15 protein-coding genes are annotated in these 20,424 nt (G+C 72.9%); 10 read left to right on the top strand and 5 right to left on the bottom strand.

The annotated features are described in order from the left end of the window. Positions 1-4: 4 nt before the first annotated feature. Both AB0M83_RS33595 and AB0M83_RS33590 read right to left on the bottom strand, forming a co-directional pair. Positions 5-1,393: an FAD-binding oxidoreductase gene (locus tag AB0M83_RS33595; RefSeq protein WP_364523181.1), complete on the bottom strand. Its 1,389-nt coding sequence runs from the start codon at positions 1,391-1,393 to the stop codon at positions 5-7. 81 nt (positions 1,394-1,474) lie between these two features. Beyond that, a complete protein-coding gene (locus tag AB0M83_RS33590; protein ID WP_364523180.1) occupies positions 1,475-4,468 on the bottom strand; it encodes an AAA family ATPase in 2,994 nt (997 codons plus the stop codon). 90 nt (positions 4,469-4,558) lie between these two features. Between AB0M83_RS33590 and sthA the strand changes: the two genes are divergently transcribed. From sthA to AB0M83_RS33555, 7 genes are all read left to right on the top strand, one after another. Further along, positions 4,559-5,971 carry a Si-specific NAD(P)(+) transhydrogenase gene (gene sthA, locus AB0M83_RS33585; RefSeq protein ID WP_364523178.1) on the top strand — a complete coding sequence of 471 codons (1,413 nt, stop codon included), beginning with the start codon at positions 4,559-4,561 and terminating at the stop codon, positions 5,969-5,971. Positions 5,972-6,060: 89 nt separating this feature from the next. Beyond that, positions 6,061-7,959 (top strand): intein-containing Rv2578c family radical SAM protein, encoded by a 1,899-nt coding sequence (locus AB0M83_RS33580; protein WP_364523176.1) that lies wholly within the window; start codon positions 6,061-6,063, stop codon positions 7,957-7,959. A gap of 747 nt (positions 7,960-8,706) precedes the next feature. Then, entirely contained in the window at positions 8,707-9,309 is a 603-nt protein-coding gene (gene merB / locus AB0M83_RS33575) for an organomercurial lyase (protein ID WP_364523174.1), read from the top strand. 95 nt (positions 9,310-9,404) lie between these two features. Beyond that, a complete protein-coding gene (aspS, locus tag AB0M83_RS33570) occupies positions 9,405-11,180 on the top strand; it encodes an aspartate--tRNA ligase (RefSeq protein WP_364523172.1) in 1,776 nt (591 codons plus the stop codon). Beyond that, on the top strand, positions 11,180-12,127 hold the full coding sequence (locus AB0M83_RS33565; protein ID WP_364523170.1) for a DUF389 domain-containing protein: 948 nt from the start codon (positions 11,180-11,182) through the stop codon (positions 12,125-12,127). The genes aspS and AB0M83_RS33565 overlap by 1 nt, the downstream gene beginning before the upstream one ends. Before the next feature lie 79 nt (positions 12,128-12,206). Next, positions 12,207-13,388 (top strand): phosphotransferase, encoded by a 1,182-nt coding sequence (locus AB0M83_RS33560; RefSeq protein ID WP_364523168.1) that lies wholly within the window; start codon positions 12,207-12,209, stop codon positions 13,386-13,388. A gap of 459 nt (positions 13,389-13,847) precedes the next feature. Continuing rightward, positions 13,848-14,738 carry an SGNH/GDSL hydrolase family protein gene (locus AB0M83_RS33555; protein WP_364523166.1) on the top strand — a complete coding sequence of 297 codons (891 nt, stop codon included), beginning with the start codon at positions 13,848-13,850 and terminating at the stop codon, positions 14,736-14,738. Here AB0M83_RS33555 and AB0M83_RS33550 read toward each other — a convergent pair. From AB0M83_RS33550 to AB0M83_RS33540, 3 genes are all read right to left on the bottom strand, one after another. Then, complete coding sequence (locus AB0M83_RS33550; protein ID WP_364523164.1) at positions 14,710-15,438, bottom strand: metallophosphoesterase family protein; 729 nt, start codon at positions 15,436-15,438, stop codon at positions 14,710-14,712. The genes AB0M83_RS33555 and AB0M83_RS33550 overlap by 29 nt on opposite strands. Positions 15,439-15,499: 61 nt before the next feature. Next, a complete protein-coding gene (locus AB0M83_RS33545) occupies positions 15,500-16,711 on the bottom strand; it encodes a cytochrome P450 (protein ID WP_364523162.1) in 1,212 nt (403 codons plus the stop codon). A 33-nt stretch (positions 16,712-16,744) separates the two neighbouring features. After that, positions 16,745-17,440 carry a TetR/AcrR family transcriptional regulator gene (locus AB0M83_RS33540; RefSeq protein WP_364523160.1) on the bottom strand — a complete coding sequence of 232 codons (696 nt, stop codon included), beginning with the start codon at positions 17,438-17,440 and terminating at the stop codon, positions 16,745-16,747. A 141-nt stretch (positions 17,441-17,581) separates the two neighbouring features. Between AB0M83_RS33540 and AB0M83_RS33535 the strand changes: the two genes are divergently transcribed. From AB0M83_RS33535 to AB0M83_RS33525, 3 genes are all read left to right on the top strand, one after another. After that, the gene (locus AB0M83_RS33535) at positions 17,582-18,958 is read left to right on the top strand and encodes a replication-associated recombination protein A (RefSeq protein WP_364523158.1); all 1,377 of its coding nucleotides are present in this window, start codon (positions 17,582-17,584) and stop codon (positions 18,956-18,958) included. A gap of 129 nt (positions 18,959-19,087) precedes the next feature. Continuing rightward, a complete protein-coding gene (locus tag AB0M83_RS33530; protein ID WP_364523156.1) occupies positions 19,088-19,465 on the top strand; it encodes a VOC family protein in 378 nt (125 codons plus the stop codon). A gap of 40 nt (positions 19,466-19,505) precedes the next feature. Continuing rightward, on the top strand, positions 19,506-20,351 hold the full coding sequence (locus AB0M83_RS33525) for an NAD(P)-dependent oxidoreductase (RefSeq protein ID WP_364523154.1): 846 nt from the start codon (positions 19,506-19,508) through the stop codon (positions 20,349-20,351). Positions 20,352-20,424 lie beyond the last annotated feature (73 nt).

The raw sequence follows: 20,424 nt of genomic DNA, 5'->3' as shown, positions 1-20,424 counted from the left end.
CGCGTTACGCCGGGCGGATGTTCTGGTTGACGTGGAACACGTTCTCCGGGTCGTACCGCCGCTTGATGGCCGCCAGGCGCTCGTAGTTGGCGCCGTACGACGCCTTCACCCGGTCCTGGCCCTCCTCCATCATGAAGTTGACGTACGCCCCGCCCGCCGAAGTCGGGTGCAGTTCCTCCCAATAGTCCCGCGTCCACCGGGAAATCTCCGCCGCGTTGGCCGGCGACGGGTCGACGCCCACGATCACGCCCGACCACCCGCCGGACCGGTGCGGGAACGCCGTCGCGCCGGACGCCACCCGGCTCGCCGCGCCGTCGATCGGGTAGAGGTGCATCGACGAGTGCATCGACGGCAGTCCCGAGCCGTGCTTCAGGTGGATGTCGATCGCCGCGTCGGAGATCTCGTGGAACACGTCCGCCCGCCAGTACCACTGCAGCCCCGCCGGGTACAGCCCGTCGAACGCGCTCTGCAGCGCCGTGTACGGCATGTCGTGCAAGCCGACCAGCAACGGCGAACCGAACGAGCGCACCGGTGCCAGCACCTCGTCGGCCTTGTCGTGCGCTCCCGTGTAGCACCAGATGATGCCGCACGCCTTGCGCCCCCACAGCTCCTCCGGGAACGGCGGCGCGGGCGGGATCGTCAGGAGGCCGAACCAGCCGCTCAGTTCTTCGGGCAGGGACGGCAGCAGCTCGCGGTACCAGCGCAGCACGTCCGGCGTGTCGCCCAGGTCGTACAGCACCGGCCCGCCGATGACCGTGCCGCGCTCGCCGATGTCGTGGCAGCGGAAGGTGAACGACGTGACGACGCCGAAGTTGCCGCCGCCGCCGCGCAGGGCCCAGAACAGGTCGGGGTGCGAAGACTCCGAAGCGTGCACGAAGGAGCCGTCCGCGAGGACGACGTCCGCGCCCAGCAGGTTGTCGATCGTCAGGCCGAACCGCCGGGCCAGGTAGCCGATGCCGCCGCCGAGCGTCAGCCCCGCGACGCCGGTCGACCCGACGATGCCCGAGGGCGTCGCCATCCCGAACGCGACCGTCGCGTGGTCGACGTCGCCCCAGGTGCAGCCGGCGTCGGCGCGGACGGTGTGGCCGACCGGGTCGACGGTCGTGCTGCGCAGCCCGGACAGGTCGATGACCAGCGCGCCGTCGGCGACGCCGAGGCCGCCCGCGTTGTGGCCGCCGCCGCGCACGGCGATGTCCAGGCCCTGCGCCCGGCCGTAGCGGACGCAGGCGACGACGTCGGCGGTGTCGCGGCAGTAGGCGATCGCCGCGGGCCGCTTGTCGATCATGGCGTTGTACACGGCGCGGGACTCGTCGTAGCCCGGGTCGGCCGGCGTGATCAGGTCGCCGCGCAGCGCGGTGGCCAGTTCCTCGTGCGGCAGAGCAGTGGTGGTCATGGTGCCCCTCTCGGATTTCCCCTACCCGAGGAGAACGTAGGCACGCGGCGTTCGCGCAGCGTTCGGTCCGTTCGCCGCGGGTCAGGGCGCCGGCCGGACGCCGAGGTCCGCCTCGGCACGCCGCAGCAGGGCGACGCTGCCCTGGGCGCGGGCCAGCTCCGCGGCCGCCCGCAGGCGGGGGACCGGGTCGGCGTCGTGGGCCGCCCGCAGCCGCAGCACCTCCGGCAGCCACCAGCGGTCGTCCCGCGCCTCCCCGGCGGCGAGCGCGGCGTCCAGCGTCGCGCGGGCCGCCTCGGGCCCCGACAGCTCGGCGACCAGCGACAGCCAGTACGGCATCCGGGCGAACGACCCTTCGGCCTTGAGGTGGGCGACGCCCTCCTGGGCCGCGGCCAGCCCGGCCGCGCCGCCGCGGGACCAGCCGCCCAGCACCAGCGCCCATTCCCGGTAGTAGGCGAAGCCGTACCGGTCGCACAGTGCGTGCAGTTCCGCGACCGCTGCCCACAGCGCCCGCCGGTCGCGGCGCAGCTGGTGGGTGATGCCGGCGTACGCCAGGGCGATGGCCAGGCTGTAGGGCTGCTCGATCTCCCGGGCCAGCGCGACCGCGGCGGCGCTGCTCGCCAGGGCGGCCTCGTCGTGGCCGAGGAGCCAGTGGGCGTGCGCCGCCCAGGCCGGCCCGTGCACGTCCGGCCGGGTGCCGATCGGCCACGACGACGCGCCGCGCGTGCGGTCCGCGCCCAGCTCGAAGTGCCGCAGCGCCTCGCCCGGGTCGTGCCCTAGGTGCAGCGACGAGCCCGCGAGGATGAAGTGCGCCGAGCCGTCCTGTTCGGCGCTCGTCCCGGGCGCCACAAGCGCCAACGCGCGTTCGGCCGCTTCGTGCGCCTCCGCGGTCCGGCCCTGGACGAACCGGGACGACCACAGTTCCAGCAGTGCCGTCAGCGCGGACTCCTTGCTGCCCGAGGTTTCCGCGAGCGCGAGCGACCGTTCCAGGACGTGCTGAAGCTCGGGTGAGGAGTACCCCCGGTGGGCGTTGAGCGGCCCGGCGAGCGCTTCGAGGACCGCGAGCTCCGCGCGGTCGCGGTTGGCGCTCGCCGGCCGCGCCCGGACGAGGGCCAGTGCTTCCTCAAGCAGCCGGATCGCTTCGGCGTGGGCGAACGTCCCGGCGGCGACGGCCGCGGCCCGCCGGTAGTGGGCGACCGCGCGGTCGGGCCGCCCGCCGCGGGCGTACTGCTCGGCCAGCTGCGCCGCCACGGCGTCGGTGTCGTCGGCGTGCAGCAGCTCCATGCCCTGGGCCAGCCGCCGGTGCAGCAGCCACCGCCGGGGCGGGCTGACCAGCTGGTACGCGGCCTCGCGCAGCAGGTCGTGGGCGAAGTCGTAGCCGCCGCCGAACTCGCGCACGATCCGGCGGCGCCACAGCTCGTCGACCGCGTCGACGACGGTGTCCGCGTCGAGGTCGCTCGCCTCGGTGAGCAGCTCCAGGGTGAAGTCCCGGCCGGCCGCGGCGGCGAGCCCGGCGACCTCGCGGGCCGCCGGGCCCGGCTGCTCGAGCCGCGCCCGCAGCACGCCGGTCAGGCGGCCGGACGGCGGAGAATCGTGGGTGCGCAAGGCTTCCACGACGTACAGCGGGAACCCGCCGGTGGCCGCGTGCAGCAGCGCGCGGTCCGGCTCGGACAGCGGCCGCCCGGCCACCGCTTCGCCGAGGCGCGCGGTGCCGACGGCGTCGAACGGGCGCAGCGGCAGCTCGGTCAGCTTGCCGTCGTCGCGCAGCCGGGTGGTCCAGGTCGCGACGCCCGGGTCGTGGTCGCCGTCGCGCAGCGTCCCGGCGACCAGCAGCGGCGCGTCCGCTAGCAGGCCGAGGCAGAAGGCGAGGAACGCGCGTGTCTCTTCGTCGCACCACTGCACGTTGTCCAGCACCAGCAGGACGGGCCGCCCGCCGGCGGTGAGCGCGCGGGCCAGCCCTTCGAAGAACCGCAGGCGCTGCCACGCGTCGATCGTCGGGTGCCCGCGCGCGGGCGGGCGTGCATCCGGCAGCAACCGGTCGACCTCGGTCCGCCACACCGGGTCGAGCGACGTCGCCGCGCGCTGGACGGCTGGTGTGCGCAGCCAGTCGGCCACCGGGGCCAGCGCGACCCGGCCAGCGCTGCCGAAACAGCGTCCGACGGCGACGACCGCGCCTTCCGCGCGGGCCAGCGCGGCGAGTTCGGCGACGAGGCGGGTCTTGCCGACGCCGGCGTCCCCGCGCACCAGGACGATCCCCGCGCGGCCCGCCGCGGCCGCCCGCCACCGCTCGGCGAGCCGCGCCAGCTCGGCGGCCCTGCCGACGAGCCCGGGCGCCGCCGCCCGCCGGGGTTCGGGGTCCGGCCGCGCGAGCAGCCGGCGCAGCGCCGCGCGGGTCGGCTCGGCCGGGACTACGCCGAGCTCGCGTTCGAGGACCGACGCGCACCGGTGGTAGGTGCTCACCGCGCCCGCCCGGTCGCCGGCGTCGGCCTGCAGCCCCATCAGCGTCCGGTAGCCGGTCTCTTCCAGGGGGCGCAGCCGGATCCGGCGGCGGGCCGCATCGAGGGCGACCGCCGGATCGCCCGCCGGCGTCCGGCAGAGCAGGTCGCACAGCTCGACGCACTCGCGGTCGAGCTCGGCGCGAGCCGCCAGGACCCAGTCGTCGGCCAGCCCGGGCAGCAGCTCGCCGCGGTAGGCCGCGAGGGCGGTCCGCGCGTGGGCGGCCACTTCGCCCGGGTCCGTCGCGGCCAGCGCGGCCCGGCGGGCGACGTCGAACTCCCGCACGTCCACGCGGCTCGACGGCGTGTCCCGCCAGGACAGGTCGTGCCCGGTGACGGCCAGCGAGGGCGGGTCGCCCAGCACCCGGCGCAGCTGGTGCAGCTCGCGGCGGAGGTTCGTCAGGGCCTGCGCGTCGGTGGAGTCCGGCCAGAACAGCCCGGCGAGCAGCCGCCGGGGCTGCGCCCGGCCGGCGTGCACGACGAGGTGGGCCACGAGCGCGACCGAGCGCGGCGACCGCGTCAGCACGGCACCGGTCTCGTCGTCGGCGATCACCTGCTCGCCCAGCAGTGACACCCGCAGCACCCGGCCACGCTAGCCCCGAGACGGCTTCGCGCGCGGATCTTCACCGGCGGGGGGTTGCGCCGGGGCGCCCGGGTGCGCAGGCTCGACGTCGTGAGCGAGCACGAGTACGACCTCATCGTCATCGGTTCGGGCCCCGGCGGCCAGAAGGCCGCGATCGCCGCGGCGAAACTGGGCAAGCGGGTGGCGGTCGTGGACCGGCACGACATGGTCGGCGGGGTGTGCGTCAACACCGGCACGATCCCGTCCAAGACCCTGCGCGAAGCGGTGCTCTACCTGACCGGCATGAACCAGCGCGAGCTGTACGGCGCGAGCTACCGCGTCAAGCAGGACATCACGATCGCCGACCTGCTGGCGCGCACCCAGCACGTCGTCGGGCGCGAGGTCCAGGTGGTGCGCGCGCAGCTGATGCGCAACCACGTCGACCTGATCGCCGGCACCGGCTCGTTCGCCGACCCGCACACCATCGTCGTCGAAGGGCGCCACGTCGGCGACCGGCGGACGCTGAGCGCGGACTACATCGTGATCGCCACCGGGACCCGGCCCGCCCGGCCGGGGCACGTCGACTTCGACGCCGCGCGCGTGCTGGACTCCGACGAAATCCTGCGCCTGGAGCAGATCCCGTCGTCGCTCGTCGTGGTCGGCGCGGGGGTGATCGGCATCGAGTACGCGTCGATGTTCGCCGCGCTCGGCTCGCGGGTCACCGTGGTCGAGCAGCGCGACCAGATGCTCGACTTCTGCGACCCCGAGATCGTGGAGTCGCTGAAGTTCCAGCTGCGCGACCTCGGTGTCACGTTCCGCTTCGGCGAGAAGGTCGCGGACGTCGCGGTGTCCGACGACGCGACGATCACGACGCTGGTGAGCGGCAAGCGCATCCCGGCCGACGGCGTCATGTACTCGGCGGGGCGCCAGGGCATGACGGGGGAGCTGGCCCTGGACGCGGCGGGCCTGGCGGCCGACGAGCGCGGCAGGCTCGTGGTCGACGAGAACTACCGCACCGAGGTCCCGCACGTGTACGCGGTCGGCGACGTGATCGGCTTCCCGGCCCTGGCGGCGACGTCGATGGACCAGGGCAGGCTCGCGGCGTACCACGCGTTCGGCGAACCGGCGAACGGCCTCGGCGCGCTGCAGCCGATCGGGATCTACACGATCCCGGAAATCTCGTACGTCGGCGCGACGGAGGCCCAGCTGACGTCGTCGTCGGTGCCGTACGAGGTCGGCATCGCGCGCTACCGCGAGCTGGCGCGCGGCCAGATCACCGGCGACAGCTACGGGATGCTGAAGCTGCTGGTGTCCACCAGGGACCGCAAGCTGCTGGGCGTGCACGTGTTCGGCACGGGCGCGACCGACCTGGTCCACATCGGACAGGCGGTGATGGGCTGCGGCGGCACGGTCGACTACCTCGTCGACGCGGTGTTCAACTACCCCACGCTGTCGGAGGCGTACAAGGTCGCGGCGCTGGACGCGACCAACAAGATCCGTGCCTTGGACCGCTTCACGTCCTGAACCGCCTCAGCGGTCACACCAGCACCACCCGGATTCGCCTGCGGCGAACCGGTTTGACACTCGTCTAGAACATATGTTCGACTGACGCGGTGCGATGGGATCGGCAGCGAGCGGGGGAGGGTGAGCCGGCACTGCCCGGGCTGGAAGGCCTGGTGCGGTCCGTGCGGTCACCGGAGTTCGACGGCGTCACCTTTCACGAGGTGCACGCCCGCTCGGTGCTGAACAAGGTGCCCGCCGGGTCCGGCGTGCCCTTCGGCTGGACCGTCAACCCGTACCGGGGCTGTTCTCACGCGTGCACGTATTGCTTGGAAGGCGGCACCCGGATCCTCATGGCCGACGGCCGCACCCGGGCGCTGTCCGAACTGAAGATCGGCGACCGGATCTACGGCACCCGCGGCCACGGCGCGTCCCGGCGGCTGGTGCCGACCCGGGTGGAAGCGCACTGGACGACCCTGCGCGACGCCTACCGCGTGACGCTCGAAGACGGCACGCGGCTCGTCGCGGGCGGCGACCACCGGTTCCTCACGAGCAAGGGCTGGAAGCACGTCACCGGCAGCAAGTTCGGTGCCGCGCAGCGCCCGCACCTGGAGACCGGCGCCGAGCTGATCGGCGTCGGCCGGTTCGCGCCCACGCCGGACGAGACGCTCGGGTACCGGGCCGGCTACCTGTGCGGGATGCTGCGCTCCGGCGGGTTCGCCGCGGAACCGGACGCCGCCACGCGCGCCCTCGAGTACCTGCCCGACTTCGGCGCGTCCGTCGGGTTCCTGCAGGTCCCGTCCGACCCGGACGCGCACTGGCAGCGCGGCTTCCTCGCCGGCCTGTTCGACATCGCGGGCGACTACGGCCGCGGCGTCCTCGTCGTGGCCCACGACGAACCCGAGATCACCGAAGCCTTCGCCGGCGCGCTCACCCGTTTCGGCTTCGCGCACCAGACCGACGAAGTGCCGAAGTTCCCCGCCCGCCAGGAGGTCCGGCTGCTGGGCGGGACCGCCGAAGTACTGCGGTTCCTGCACGTGAGCAACCCCGCGGTCGCGTGGAAGCGGTCGCTGGACGGCGCGGTGATCGGCGCGAGCCGCCGTCGCGTCGAGGCGATCGAGCCGCTGGGGCTGCAGCTGCCGCTGTTCGACATCACCACCGGCACCGGCGACTTCATCGCCGACGGCATGGTGTCCCACAACTGCTTCGCCCGGAACACCCACACGTACCTGGACTTCGACGCCGGCCACGACTTCGACACGCAGGTGGTGGTGAAGGTCAACGCCCCGGAGGTGCTGACGGCGCAGCTGAAACGGCCGTCGTGGCAGCGCGAGCACGTGGCGATGGGCACGAACACGGACCCGTACCAGCGCGCGGAGGGCCGCTACCGGCTGATGCCGGGGATCATCACGGCGCTGGCCCGCTCCGGAACGCCGTTGTCGGTGCTGACGAAGGGCACCGTGCTGGCGCGCGACCTGCCGCTGCTGCGGGACGTCTCCGCCGACGTCCCGGTCAGCCTGGCGGTGTCGATCGCGCTGCTCGACCGCGAGCTGCAGCACCGCCTCGAACCGGGCACGCCGAGCCCGCAGGCGCGGCTGGAGCTGGTCCGCAAGGCCCGCGACGCGGGGCTGCCGTGCTCGGTGCTGGTGGCGCCGGTGCTGCCGTGGCTGACCGACTCCGCCGAGGCCCTCGACGCGCTGTTCGCGAAGCTGGCCGAGGTGGGAGCGACGAGCGCGACGGTGATCCCGCTGCACTTGAGGCCGGGCGCGCGCGAGTGGTTCGGGCGGTGGCTGGCAGGCACGTACCCGGCGCTGGTGCCGCGCTACCGCGAGCTGTACGCGCGGGGGAGTTACGTGCGGAAGGAGTATCGGCAGCGGCTGGGGGAGCGGGTGGCGCCATTGCTGCGGCGGCACGGGCTGGCGCCCAAGACGGGGTACGAGGTGCGGAGCCCGGAGCCGGTACCTGAGCCGCTGGTGGAAGCGCCGGTGGTGGAGCAGTTGCGGTTGTTGTGACGGCGGGGAGCGCCGTGCAGGCTCGAGCGCCGGAGCGGCGACCGCTCCGAGCGCCCGCAGGGCGGCGCGTGCTCGTGGCACGGCCCGGACCTCGGTGCGGCTCCGCCTCTCCGGCGGCCCAGGTGCGCAGGCGGGCCCGGCCTGGCGCGTGCCTCGGCAATCCGCGTTCGCCGAGCGATCGCTCCGAACGCCCGCAGGGGTTCAGAGTCCCGGCGTGGTCCGCCGCAGGGCGGCGCGTGCTCGTGGCGCGGCCCGGACCTCGGTGCGGCTCCGCCTCTCCGGCGGCCCGGGTGCGCCAGGCGGCCGAGCCTGGCGCGTGCCCGGGCAATCCGCGTTCGCTGAGCGACCGCACAGCGCCCGCAGGCGTTCGGAGCTCCGGTGCGGTTCGTCGCGGGGCGGCCCGCCCCGAACTTCGGTGCGGCTCCTCCGGCGGCCCAGGTGCGCCACGCGGCCCCCAGCCCGGTGCGGGCCCCGGCAGCCCGCGTTCGCCGAGCGACCGCGCCTTACAGCATCGGTCCTTTGTGGACAACCACCCCTGCGGTCCGTGATCATCCGCCGGGCCGCCGTGTGGGTGAAGCCGTCACCCGGAACGCCGCCGACTACGGCCGGACTCCTCCGTTCGCCGTAGTGCGGACACGATTGCGCCACCGTGTCGCGGCATTGCGGAAAAATGTCCGATCGTGTCGTTGTCGCCCGGCCTCGCCGACGCCTAACGTCGAAGGGATCGATGCGGAAGGGAGAGCGGCGATGACGACCTCGCAGACCGACCGGGTCGCGGCCGCCCGGCTCGCGTGGGCCGCCCTGAAGCTGACCCGGGCCGGCCGGCACCCCGTGGGTGTCGAGCGGCTGGCCGCGATCGTCGGCGTCACGCCGGCCGAAGTGCGCCGGCTCGTCGAGCTGATCGGCTTCACCCTGCACCGCGACCTCGTCAGCACCGGCCCCGCACCCCGCGGTGCCCACCACCGGCTGCAGCCGGCCGAAGGCACTCTCGGCGCCGGCCCGGACGGCACCGTCGACATGTTCCTGCTGGCCATCGCCACCGGCGAGCGCGTGCACGCCGCCGCGACCTGCCCGGTCACCGGTACCCGCATCCAGATCGAGCTCACCGAGCACGCGATCGTGCAGGCCGACCCGCCGACGGCCGTCGTCGCCGCCGTCGACCTCGGCTTCGGGCTCGAGCGCGCCGACGCGATGGCCTGCGCCGGCCAGCCGTTCTTCGCCTCGGCCACGGCGGCCGCCGGCTGGGTGGTCTCGCACCCCGGCGGGCGCATCTACCAGGTCGCCGCCTACCTGGCCCAGGCCCACCGGCTGGTCGCCGCGCTGGAGGCCCGGCCGAAGTACGTGCTCTGACCACTGCGCAAGCCAAGCCTGCCGACGTCGTACGCTGGGTGGTTCGTTAGCCTTCCTGGGCAGCGAGAACCCATTGTCGAAGGAGAGCAGTCGCAGTGCTCCGCACTCACAACGCCGGCACCCTGCGTGCCGAGCAGGCCGGACAGACCGTCACCCTCACCGGATGGGTGGCCCGGCGGCGCGATCACGGCGGCGTCATCTTCATCGACCTGCGTGATGCCAGCGGCGTCGCCCAGGTCGTCTTCCGCGAGGGCGAGATGGCCGAGCGCGCGCACGCGCTGCGCTCGGAGTTCTGCGTCAAGATCGTCGGCGAGGTCGCGAAGCGCCCCGAGGGCAACGCGAACGCCGAGATCCCCACCGGCGAGATCGAGGTCCTCGCGACCCAGCTCGAGGTGCTGTCCGAGGCCGCCCCGCTGCCGTTCCCGATCGACGACCGGGTCGACGTCGGCGAGGAGATCCGCCTCAAGCACCGCTACCTCGACCTGCGCCGCAGCGGCCCGGCCGCGGCCATGCGGCTGCGCAGCGAGGTCAGCCGCGCCGCCCGCGAGGTGCTGCACGCCCAGGACTTCGTCGAGATCGAGACCCCGACGATGACCCGCTCCACCCCGGAAGGCGCCCGCGACTTCCTGGTCCCGGCCCGGCTCAAGCCCGGCTCCTGGTACGCCCTGCCGCAGTCGCCGCAGCTGTTCAAGCAGCTGCTCATGGTCGGCGGCATGGAGCGGTACTACCAGATCGCGCGCTGCTACCGCGACGAAGACTTCCGCGCCGACCGCCAGCCGGAGTTCACCCAGCTCGACATCGAGATGAGCTTCGTCGAGCAGGACGACGTCATCGCCATCGGCGAGCAGATCGTCTCCGCGCTGTGGAAGCTGATCGGGCACGAGATCCCGCGGCCGATCCCGCGCATCACCTACCACGAGGCGATGGCCAAGTACGGCTCGGACAAGCCGGACCTGCGCTTCGACCTCGAGATCACCGACATGACGGAGTTCTTCGCCGACACGCCGTTCCGCGTGTTCCAGGCGCCGTACGTCGGCGCGGTCGTGATGGCCGGCGGCGCCTCGCAGCCGCGGCGCCAGCTCGACGCGTGGCAGGAGTGGGCGAAGCAGCGCGGCGCCCGCGGCCTCGCGTACATCCTCGTGAACGAGGACGGCACGCTCGGTGGCCCGGTCGCGAAGAACTTGTCCGAGACCGAGCGCGAGAACGTCGCGGCCGCCGCGGGCGCGAAGCCGGGCGACTGCATCTTCTTCTCCGCGGGCAAGGCCTCGAGCACGCAGCCGCTGCTCGGCGCCGCGCGCGACGAGATCGGCAAGCGCCTCGGCCTGATCGACGAGGACGCCTGGTCGTTCGTGTGGGTCGTCGACGCGCCGCTGTTCGCGCCGGTCGAGGACATCGGCGACGACGTCGCCGTCGGCTCCGGCAAGTGGACCGCGGTGCACCACGCGTTCACCTCGCCGACCCCGGAGTGGATCGACAAGTTCGAGCAGGACCCGGGCAACGCCCTGGCCTACGCCTACGACATCGTCTGCAACGGCAACGAAATCGGCGGCGGCTCGATCCGTATCCACCGCGGCGACGTCCAGAAGCGCGTCTTCAGCCTGATGGGCCTCGGCGAGGAGGAGGCGCAGGAGAAGTTCGGCTTCCTGCTCGACGCCTTCGCCTTCGGCCCGCCGCCGCACGGCGGCATCGCGTTCGGCTGGGACCGCATCGTCATGCTGCTGGCCAAGGCCGACTCGCTGCGGGACGTGATCGCGTTCCCGAAGACGGGCGGCGGCTACGACCCGCTGACCGCGGCGCCGGCGCCGATCACGGCGCAGCAGCGCAAGGAAGCCGGCATCGACGCCAAGCCGGCCGCGCCCCCGCAGAACTAGTGCTGCACCTCAGGGCCGTGTGCCCGCCGGACAAGACCGCCCAGGCGCTCGACATCCTGCGGGCCCACGCCGGGGTAGCGCACCTGATCGTGCACCGCGGCGTGGCCGTGTCGCCCGAGGGCGACCTGGTCGAGGCCGACATCGCGCGCGAAGCGGCGGACGAAATCGTCGAAGCGCTGTGCGTGCTCGAGCTCGACCACACCGGCGGCATCACGCTCGAAGCGATCGACACCGCGCTGTCCGACGCCGCCGACGACGCGGAGGAGAAGGCGCCGGGCGAGGGCGCGGACGCCGTGGTGTGGCAGGAACTGCTGTCCCGCACCGGCGAGGAGTCGCGGCTCAACGTGACGTTCCTGGCGTTCCTCACGATCGCCTGCCTGCTCGCCGCGGTCGGCGTGCTCACGGATTCCGCCGTGACGATCGTCGGCGCGATGGTCGTCGGCCCGGAGTTCGGGCCCCTCGCCGCGCTCGCGGTCGGGGTGGTGCTGCGGCGGTGGGACCTCGTCCGGCTCGCGGGGGCGGCGCTGGCGATCGGCTTCCCGCTGGCCATGGTCGTCACGCTGGGCGGCGCGCTGCTGGTGCGCGTGACGGACGTCTTCGGCGCGCAGGCGTTCGAGCTGAAGCGGCACAGCGAGGTCGACTTCGTGTTCTCGGTCGGCGTACCGTCGCTGGTTGTGGCGATGCTGGCCGGAGCGGCCGGGATGCTCGCCATGACGTCGGCGAAGTCGGCCGCCTTGGTGGGGGTGTTCATCTCCGTGACCACGGTGCCGGCTGCGGGGTATGCGGTCGTGGCGGCCGTGGCGGGGGAGTGGAACCGATGCGTCCAATCGGTGGGTCAGCTGCTGGTCAACCTTCTCGGAATCGTTGCAGCTGCGGCCATTGTGTTGATCGTGCGCCGGAATGGGCAACGTTCACCGGTGGGGATGCGTCCGCTTTCACGGGGATGAACCCCGCCTGGGCCGGATGCGACTTCTTGTCCGGATGTCAGTAGTCATGGTTGCTCAGTCACGAGTAGGGTCGGTGACAATGACAGTCGACACCTCCTCCACCGGCGACGCTGGGGTCGGGGCAGGAGCCGAGCACCTCGCCATCGCCGCGGCGGTCGCGGCGGGCGAGTCCGTTCTCTCGCGCCGGTTCGGGAGTGCGATCACGCTGGTCGCGCCCGAAGACCTCGCGGGGAGCGGGCCGGCGACGGTGGTCCGGGCGAGGGTGGTGTCGTCGTCCTTCGCACTGCCGCGCACGCTGGTCATCAAGCACTACCCGGACCAGCCGTCCTCGGGCGCCGACCCGTTCGCCCAGGAGGCGGTCAGCTACCAGCTGTTCACCGCGCTGGCGCCGGACGAGCGGATGTGCCCCGAGCTGCTGGCCCACGACGGCCGCGCCCGCGTGCTGGTGCTGGAGGACCTCGGCCGCACGCCGACACTGGAGGACAAGCTCTACGCCCGGGATTCCCGGGCGGCCGAGCGCGCGCTGCTGTCGTGGGCGCGTTCACTGGGGCGGCTGCACGCGAGCACGGCGGGGCGTGAAGCCGACTTCAACGCGCTGCTGCGGCGCCTCGGCGGCCCGGCGAAGACCGATCCGGGCGGCGACGAGCCGTACGACCGCGTGCCGGCGGTGATCCAGGAACGGCTGGGCATCCCGGCGCCGGAGGAGGTCCTCGCACAGGTGGCGACGGCGCGGGAGCAGGCTGCTTCGGCCGGGTTCCGCGCGTTCAGCCCGGTGGAGCTGAGCCCGGACAACAACCTCGTGACGGGCGAGAGCGTCCGCTTCCTCGACTTCGAGTTCGGCCGCGTCCGTTCGGCCCTGGTCGACGCGGCGCACCTGCGGCTGCCGTTCGCGAGCTGGCCGGACGCGCTGGCCCTGCCGGCGGGCATGAGCGAGGCGATGATCGCGGCGTGGCGCGCGGAGGTGGTGGGGGTCTGGCCGGCGCTGGCCGACGACGAGGTCCTGGCCAAGCACCTGACGATCAGCGAGCTGCTGCGGGTGTGGGTCCTCACGGGCGAGGAACTGGGGTCGTTGGACCTGTCCCGGCACGCCGCCCCGGTGAGCCGCGAGGCGGCGCTGGTGACGTGGTGGCGGGACTTGGCCAGGCACGCGGGGTACGTCCGGATGACGGCGGTTTCGGAGTTCGCGGCGAGGGTGGCGGCGGCGTTGGCCGCGCGGCTGGGACCGCACGCCGACCTGGCGTTCTACCCGGCTTTCCGCTGAGTCCGGCCGGCTGTCCACAGGTCGGCCGTGATGTGGACAGGTCGGCTCGGCTTCGGCCTTTCCCGGCTTTTCGTCGGGCCTCGCCGATACGCTGGAGGCGGGGCCGGCCCCCAGGGACGGGCGGGGGCTGCTTTTCGGGGCGGGGTGTGCGGCTCTGCCGCTGAAAGCGGGTAACAGGCTGGGGCGCGGTGGTGGCAGTCCGGACGTCTTGAATGACTCATGCATGTCGTCGGACGAGGTGAATGAGTCATTCACGGCATCGCCGCCGTGCCTCGAGCCCCCGCCGGCCTTCCTGAGCACCGCCGGCGCCTCGGCCGACCGCGCGTAGCCAGCGGATTCGCAGGGGCGGCGTCGCCGCGAACAGGACTTTTCCGGCGCCTGTGAGGTGAGCGTCAAGAATTAGGCGCCCGGTCGCGGGCGTGTTACCTCGTCCTCACCGCAAGTGAGCTTCCGTGGCCGATGGTCGTGGGCGTGACCGTGATGAGTGTCGAAGTCACCCCCGAACCCTCCCGCCCGAGCCGCCCCGCGCCCGCGCCCCCGCTCGCGGCCGTGCCCCCGCTCGCAGCCGTGCCGCCGTGTGAGCCGCTCAAGCGTGCCCGGCGGCTCGTCGTGCTCGGGGACTCCACCGCCGTCGGGCTCGGGGATCCGCTGCCCGGGCGGGGTGGCTGGCGGGGCGTCGGCCCGCTCGTCGCCGCCGCGCTCGGGGTCGACGCCGGTGGCTACCTCAACCCCGCCTTCGCCGGCGCCCGGATGCGGTGCGTGCTCACCGAACAGGTGCCCGTCGCCGTCGCGCACCGGCCGGATGTCGCGCTGGTCGTGGCCGGTATGAACGACACCCTGCGCCCGGACTTCGACGCCGCCCGCGTCGCCGGCGACCTCACCGAGGTCATCCAGCGGCTCCGCCAGGTGAACACCACCGTCGTCCCGGTCCGGTTCCACGACCACAGCAAGGTCTTCCGCCTCCCGCCGTCGCTCAAGCGCGCCCTCAGTGCCCGCGTCGCCGAGCTGAACGCCGCCATCGACGAGGTCGTCGCCCGCGAGGGCGTGCCCTGCCTCGACCTCGACCGGCTCCCCGGCGCCTACGACCTGGCGGTGTGGAGCGTCGACCGGCTGCACCCCTCCGAACTCGGCCACCGCCTGCTCGCGGACGGCTTCACCGGCCTCCTCGCCGAAGCCGGCTTCGCCGTTCCCGAGCCGGTGAGCCTCACCTGCGGCGGGGGCGTCGAGCCCAGCGCCGCCGGGCACGTCGGGTGGCTGGTGCTCAAGGGGATCCCGTGGCTCTGGCGCCGCGGCCGCGAATTCCTGCCCTACGCCGCGGTCATCATGTGGAACTCGTTCCGCGCCCGCTGAACACCCGCAGCGCCTCCGCGTCCGAAGCCGGGTTCCGGACGAAGTAGTCCGCCCAAGCCTCGATGCCGGGATAACCCGACCGCGCGGTCAGGAAGCGGCACGCCTCCTCGACGTCGTACGACGTCCGCCGCAGCTGGACGCCGTCGCCGAGCAGGGCCCAGTGCGCACCCGTTGCGCCGTAAGGCATCCCGACGCTGCCGGGGTTGACGACCAGCCGCCGGTCGGCGAGCCGGACGAACGGCATGTGCGTGTGCCCGCAGACGACCGTCTCCTCGGCCACCCCGGAAAAAACCTCCGCCCAGCGTTCGAGCGGGCTGTCGACGAGCACGATCTCCGTGTCGTCGCGCGGGGTCGCGTGGCAGAACAGCACGCCGTCGAGCGACACCGTCAGCGGCAGGGCGTCGAGCACCGGCAGATCCGCGGGCCGCAGCTGCCGCGCCGCCCACGGGAAGATCGGGTCCGGGACGAACTTCCCGGTCCCGCGCGCGGACGCCGCCAGTTCCCGGTCCGCGTTGCCCCGCACCCAGATCGCCCGCGAGCCCAGCGCCAGCAGCCGGTCCAGGGTTTCCACCGGCATCGGGCCCGCGAGCATGTCGCCGAGCAGCACGATCCGGTCCGCCGCTTCGACGTCCGGCTCGGCGAGCACCGCCTCCAACGCGGGGAGCACGCCGTGGATGTCCGAGAGCACCGCCATGTTCATCGGTCCACCCTCGGGCACGGAAGCGCCCCGGGCGAGGGGTTTCGCCCAGGGCGCAACCGGCCTACGCCGTGGTGAGCGGCAGCTCCCGCACACCCGTCATGTTCGGGTTGATCTGGAACTTCGGCGGCTCACCGGGAATCGTGCGCAGCGCCGGGTAGCGGTCGAGCAGGATGTTCAGCGCCACCCGGCCTTCGAGCCGCGCGAGCGGCGCCCCGATGCAGAAGTGGATGCCGCGGCCGAACGCCAGGTGCGGGTTGGGGTCGCGCAGCGGGTTGAACGTGTCCGGCTCGGCGAACACCCGGTCGTCGCGGTTGGCGGCCGCCACCCAGACCATCAGCATCCGGTCCGCGGGCACGGTCGCGCCGCCCAGCTCCACCTCGCGCGTGGTCGCACGGGCCACCGCCGCGAACGGCGACAGGTACCGCAGCGACTCCTCGATCGCCGGCGGCACCAGGGACCGGTCGGCGCGCACGCGCTCGTCCCACTCCGGGTGCGTGTCCAGGCACAGCACCGCGTTGCCGAGCAGCATCGTGGTGGTGATGTGCCCGGCCAGCAGCAGGACGTTGGCGAAGTTGACGACCTCGTTGCGGGTCAGCTTCTCCCCGTCTAGCTCGGCTTCGACGAGCTTCGTCAGCAGGTCCTCCCGAGGCTGCTTCCGCCGTTCGTCGACATGCTGGCCCAGGTATTCGACGAGCGCCTTCTGCCCCTCCAGGGACTTCTTGACCGCCTCCTCCCGGCCCTTCGTCTGCTCCTTCAGCGAGAACTGCTCCGAGGAGTCGAAGAGCTTGTCCACCCAGCCCTTGAACAGGTGCCGGTCGCTCGCGGGGACCCCCAGCAGCTCCGCGATGACGATCACCGGCAACGGGTAGGCGAGGTCTTCGACCAGCTCGAGCCGGCCGTCGCCGCCCGCCGCGTCGAGCATCTCGTTCGTCACCGCGGCGATGCGCGGCTCGAGGTCCGCGACGACCTTCGGGGTGAACGCGCGGCTGACGAGCTTGCGCATCTTGTTGTGCAGCGGCGGGTCCAGCTGCAGCAGGTTGCCCGCCGACATCTCCTCGAGGTCGACGTCGGGCATCATGTCCTTCGGCACCAGCCGGGTGGTGTCCGACGAGTACGTCGCCGGGTCGCGCAGGACCTCTTCGGCCTCCGGGTGCCCGTAGACGTTCCAGAACCCGAGCTCCTCCGCGTGGTGCACGCGCTCCTCGGGCTGCTTCCCCCGCAGCCAGAACTGGGCTTCGTGGAGTCCCCAGGTGTCCGCTTGAGTGGTGGTCATGTCCGCCCCTTCTTCCCCTGTGTGGCCCCGGGATCAGCCGGGTGCCCTGGTGGGATCGTGTGCGTAGATCCCTTGCCGGTAGCCCGAAACGAGCTGCTCGAGCGCCGAACCGAGGTCCGCCGCCACGTCCGCGACCGCCCCGGGATCGGGCTCCCCGGCCGGCTCGAACGCGGTGCGGATCATGTACGCGAGGACGTCCGCCTTCTCTTCCAGCGGAATGCCCGCGAACTCGTCGGAAAGCGTGTCGCCCAGGTAGAAGCCGAGGGTCGACGCATTGAGCGCGTACGTCAGGTTCGGCACGTCCGAGCGGATCAGCCCGTGCCGGAGCATCGTTTCCTCGAACTGCGTGCGCAGCTCGTCCTGCTGTTTGCGCAGGGCGAGGTCGCCGAGCGAACCGAACATGTCGGCGTTGCCGCGCAGCATCGCCATCACCAGCGGCCGCCGGTGGGTGACGAGGAACGACGCCGAGATCATCCGGTGCGGGAGGATCATCGCCGGGTCGGCCTTGATCCGGCCCAGGATCTCGTCGGTCAGGTCGGCCGACTCGCGCATCATCAGCGCCTGGAACAGCAGTTCCTTGTTGCGCCAGTGCAGGTAGACGGTGCCCTTGCCGATGCCGACCGCGCGCGCGATGTCGTCGACCGCCACCTTCCGGTAGCCCATGCGCAGCAGCAGCTCGCCCGCCGCGTCCAGGATGCGGTCGGCGCGCTCGCGGTTGGGATGGCTCATGCGTCTCCACCTGCTGATCCGTTGAACGTTTGACTTGTTGACCGGAACCGCACTTTCGGTCAACCAGTCACCACGACGGTAGCGCCGTTCCGGGGACCGCGGCAAGGGGTTCTGTCGGTGCCGTCGGTTAACGTCATCGGTGTGGCACAGGACGAGCTCTTCACCGTGAACGTCGACGTCGAGCCTCCGCCGGAGCGCACGACGTCGAACGCGGCCGAAACGCAGGCGGATCCGGCGAGCTCCCCGCTGGCCGTGCGGATGCGGCCGCGGTCGCTCGACGAGGTCGTCGGCCAGCAGCACCTGCTGCGCGAAGGGGCCCCGCTGCGGCGGCTGGTCGAAGGCGCCGCGCCGGCGTCCGTGCTGCTCTACGGCCCGCCCGGCACCGGCAAGACGACGCTGGCCAACCTGGTCTCGATCGCCACCGGGCGCCGGTTCGTCGCGATGTCGGCGCTCTCGGCGGGCGTGAAGGAGGTGCGCGGGGTCATCGAGGAGGCGCGGCGGCGCCGGCAGTACAACACCGAGAACACCGTCCTGTTCATCGACGAGGTGCACCGCTTCTCGAAGACCCAGCAGGACGCGCTGCTCGGCGCGGTCGAGGACCGCACGGTCCTGCTGGTCGCGGCGACCACCGAGAACCCGTCGTTCTCCGTCGTCTCGCCGCTGCTTTCGCGCTCGCTGGTGCTGCAGCTGCGCCCGCTGACCGACGACGACATCACCCGGCTGCTGGAGCGCGCGCTGGCCGACGAGCGCGGCCTCGGCGGCGAACTGACGCTGACCGACGACGCGCGCGCCCACCTCGTCCGGCTCGCGGGCGGGGACGCGCGGCGGGCGCTCACGGCGCTGGAGGCGGCGGCGGACGCGGCGTCGGCCACCGAAGCGAAGACGATCGACCTGCCGACCGTCGAGTCCACTGTGGACAAGGCCGCGGTGCGCTACGACCGCGACGGCGACCAGCACTACGACGTCATCAGCGCGTTCATCAAGTCGATCCGCGGGTCCGATGTGGACGCCGCGCTGCACTACCTGGCCCGGATGATCGAGGCGGGGGAGGACCCGCGGTTCCTCGCGCGGCGGCTGGTCGTGCACGCCAGCGAAGACATCGGCCTCGCCGACCCGACGGCGTTGCAGGCGGCGGTCGCGGCCTCGCACGCCGTCCAGTTCATCGGCATGCCCGAGGGCAGGCTGGCGCTCGCGCAGGCGACGATCCACCTGGCCACGGCGCCGAAGTCGAACGCGGTCGTGACCGGCATCGACGCCGCGCTGGCCGACGTCCGGGCCGGGCTCGCCGGCACCGTCCCGCCGCACCTGCGCGACGGGCACTACGCGGGCGCGAAGAAGCTCGGCAACGCGCAGGGCTACCGCTATCCGCACAACGTCCCGGAAGGTGTGCTGGCCCAGCAGTACCCCCCGGACGAGCTGGTCGGCAAGGACTACTACGAGCCGACCCAGCGCGGCGCCGAGCGCACGCTCGCCGAGCGCGTCCCGAAGCTGCGCCGGACGATCCGCGGGGAAAAGTGACCCCGGCGGCGGAATCTTCGGCACTTGATCACCGTCGTGGCCCCCGAAAGCCGCGATCGACGGGTTTCGTAAGCTTCGCGCCCTGAGGCGGCCACGAACCGGGCCGCCGTGACCGCAGGAGGCGCTCCCGTGCCCGCGACGCTGCAGTGCATCGTCCTGGATTGCCCGGAACCGGTCGTGCTCGCGAACTTCTACCAGGAGCTGCTCGGGGGCGAGGTGGACCGGCCGGACCCGCGGTGGCGGGTCGACCAGGACTTCTCGACCCTGCACGTGGCCGGGCTGGTCCTCGGGTTCCAGCGCTCCGCGGACCACCAGCCGCCGCGGTGGCCGGACCCGGCCCACCCCCAGCAGTTCCACCTCGACTTCGAGGTCGACGACATGCGCGTGACCCACCACCAGGTCCTCATCCACGGCGGCCGGCTGCTCGACCCGGATCCCGACGGCCGCGGCTGGCGCGTCTACGCCGACCCGGCGGGTCACCCGTTCTGCCTCCTCGGCGACTACTGACCGGACTGCGGGGCGCCCGGCCGTTCGGCACGATGGGGACATGAGCGTCGCGTTTCTCGGAACCGGAATCATGGGCGCGCCGATGGCGGCCAACATCGCGAAGGCGGGCATCGAGGTCCGGGTCTGGAACCGGACCCGGGCGAAGGCCGAGCCCCTCGCCGACGTCGCGACGGTCGCGGACTCGGCGGCCGCGGCGGCCGACGGCGCGGACATCCTCGTGACGATGCTCGCGGACGGTCCCGCGGTCGCTTCGGCGTTCGAAGCCGCTTCGCCCGCTTCGGGCACTTTGTGGCTGCAGATGAGCACGGTCGGCCTCGACTGGACCGACCGGCTCGCGGCGGCGGCCGAAAAGGCGGGTGTGGTGTTCGTCGACGCGCCCGTGCTCGGCACGCGTACGCCCGCGGAGCAGGCTCAGCTGCAGGTGCTGGCGTCCGGGCCGGAGGAGGCCCGCCCCGCGGCCACGCCGGTGTTCGACGCGGTCGCCGTCAAGACCCAGTGGCTCGGCCCGGCGGGCAACGGCAGCCGGCTGAAGCTGGTGATGAACGCGTGGGTGCTCGCATTGACGAACGGGACGGCGGAGAGCCTCGGCCTCGCCCAGGGGCTGGGCCTGGACCCGGCGCTGTTCCTGGAGACGATCAAGGGCGGCGGCCTCGACGTGGGCTACGCGCACGTGAAGGGCGGCGCGATGCTGTCGGGCGAGTACCCGCCGTCGTTCCCGGCCGGCTTGGCGGCGAAGGACGCGAGGCTGGTGGTCGAGGCGGCGGGCTCCGAGGTCGACGTGGCGGGAGCTCGCGCGGTGCTGTCCCACCTGGAAGCCGCGGTCGCCGCCGGCCACGGCGACGAAGACATGGCGGCCCTCTACCGCGCGGTCCTGAAGTCCTCCTGACCCGGTCTCCAAGCGCCCCAAGGTGGCCTTCGGTGCGTCAGACGCACCCAAGGCGGCCTTCGGTGCGTCTGAC

Source organism: Amycolatopsis sp. NPDC051106 (assembly GCF_040682775.1).
GTDB lineage: Bacteria > Actinomycetota > Actinomycetes > Mycobacteriales > Pseudonocardiaceae > Amycolatopsis.
This window is presented reverse-complemented; position numbering and strand designations above follow the sequence as displayed.

Excerpts from the sequence above, each read along its gene's own strand:
- AB0M83_RS33595 (WP_364523181.1), bottom strand. The coding sequence starts at position 1,393 with ATGACCACCACTGCTCTGCCGCACGAGGAACTGGCCACCGCGCTGCGC.
- merB (WP_364523174.1), top strand. The coding sequence starts at position 8,707 with ATGACGACCTCGCAGACCGACCGGGTCGCGGCCGCCCGGCTCGCGTGG.
- AB0M83_RS33560 (WP_364523168.1), top strand. The coding sequence starts at position 12,207 with ATGACAGTCGACACCTCCTCCACCGGCGACGCTGGGGTCGGGGCAGGA.
- AB0M83_RS33555 (WP_364523166.1), top strand. The coding sequence starts at position 13,848 with ATGGTCGTGGGCGTGACCGTGATGAGTGTCGAAGTCACCCCCGAACCC.
- AB0M83_RS33550 (WP_364523164.1), bottom strand. The coding sequence starts at position 15,438 with ATGAACATGGCGGTGCTCTCGGACATCCACGGCGTGCTCCCCGCGTTG.
- AB0M83_RS33545 (WP_364523162.1), bottom strand. The coding sequence starts at position 16,711 with ATGACCACCACTCAAGCGGACACCTGGGGACTCCACGAAGCCCAGTTC.
- AB0M83_RS33540 (WP_364523160.1), bottom strand. The coding sequence starts at position 17,440 with ATGAGCCATCCCAACCGCGAGCGCGCCGACCGCATCCTGGACGCGGCG.
- AB0M83_RS33525 (WP_364523154.1), top strand. The coding sequence starts at position 19,506 with ATGAGCGTCGCGTTTCTCGGAACCGGAATCATGGGCGCGCCGATGGCG.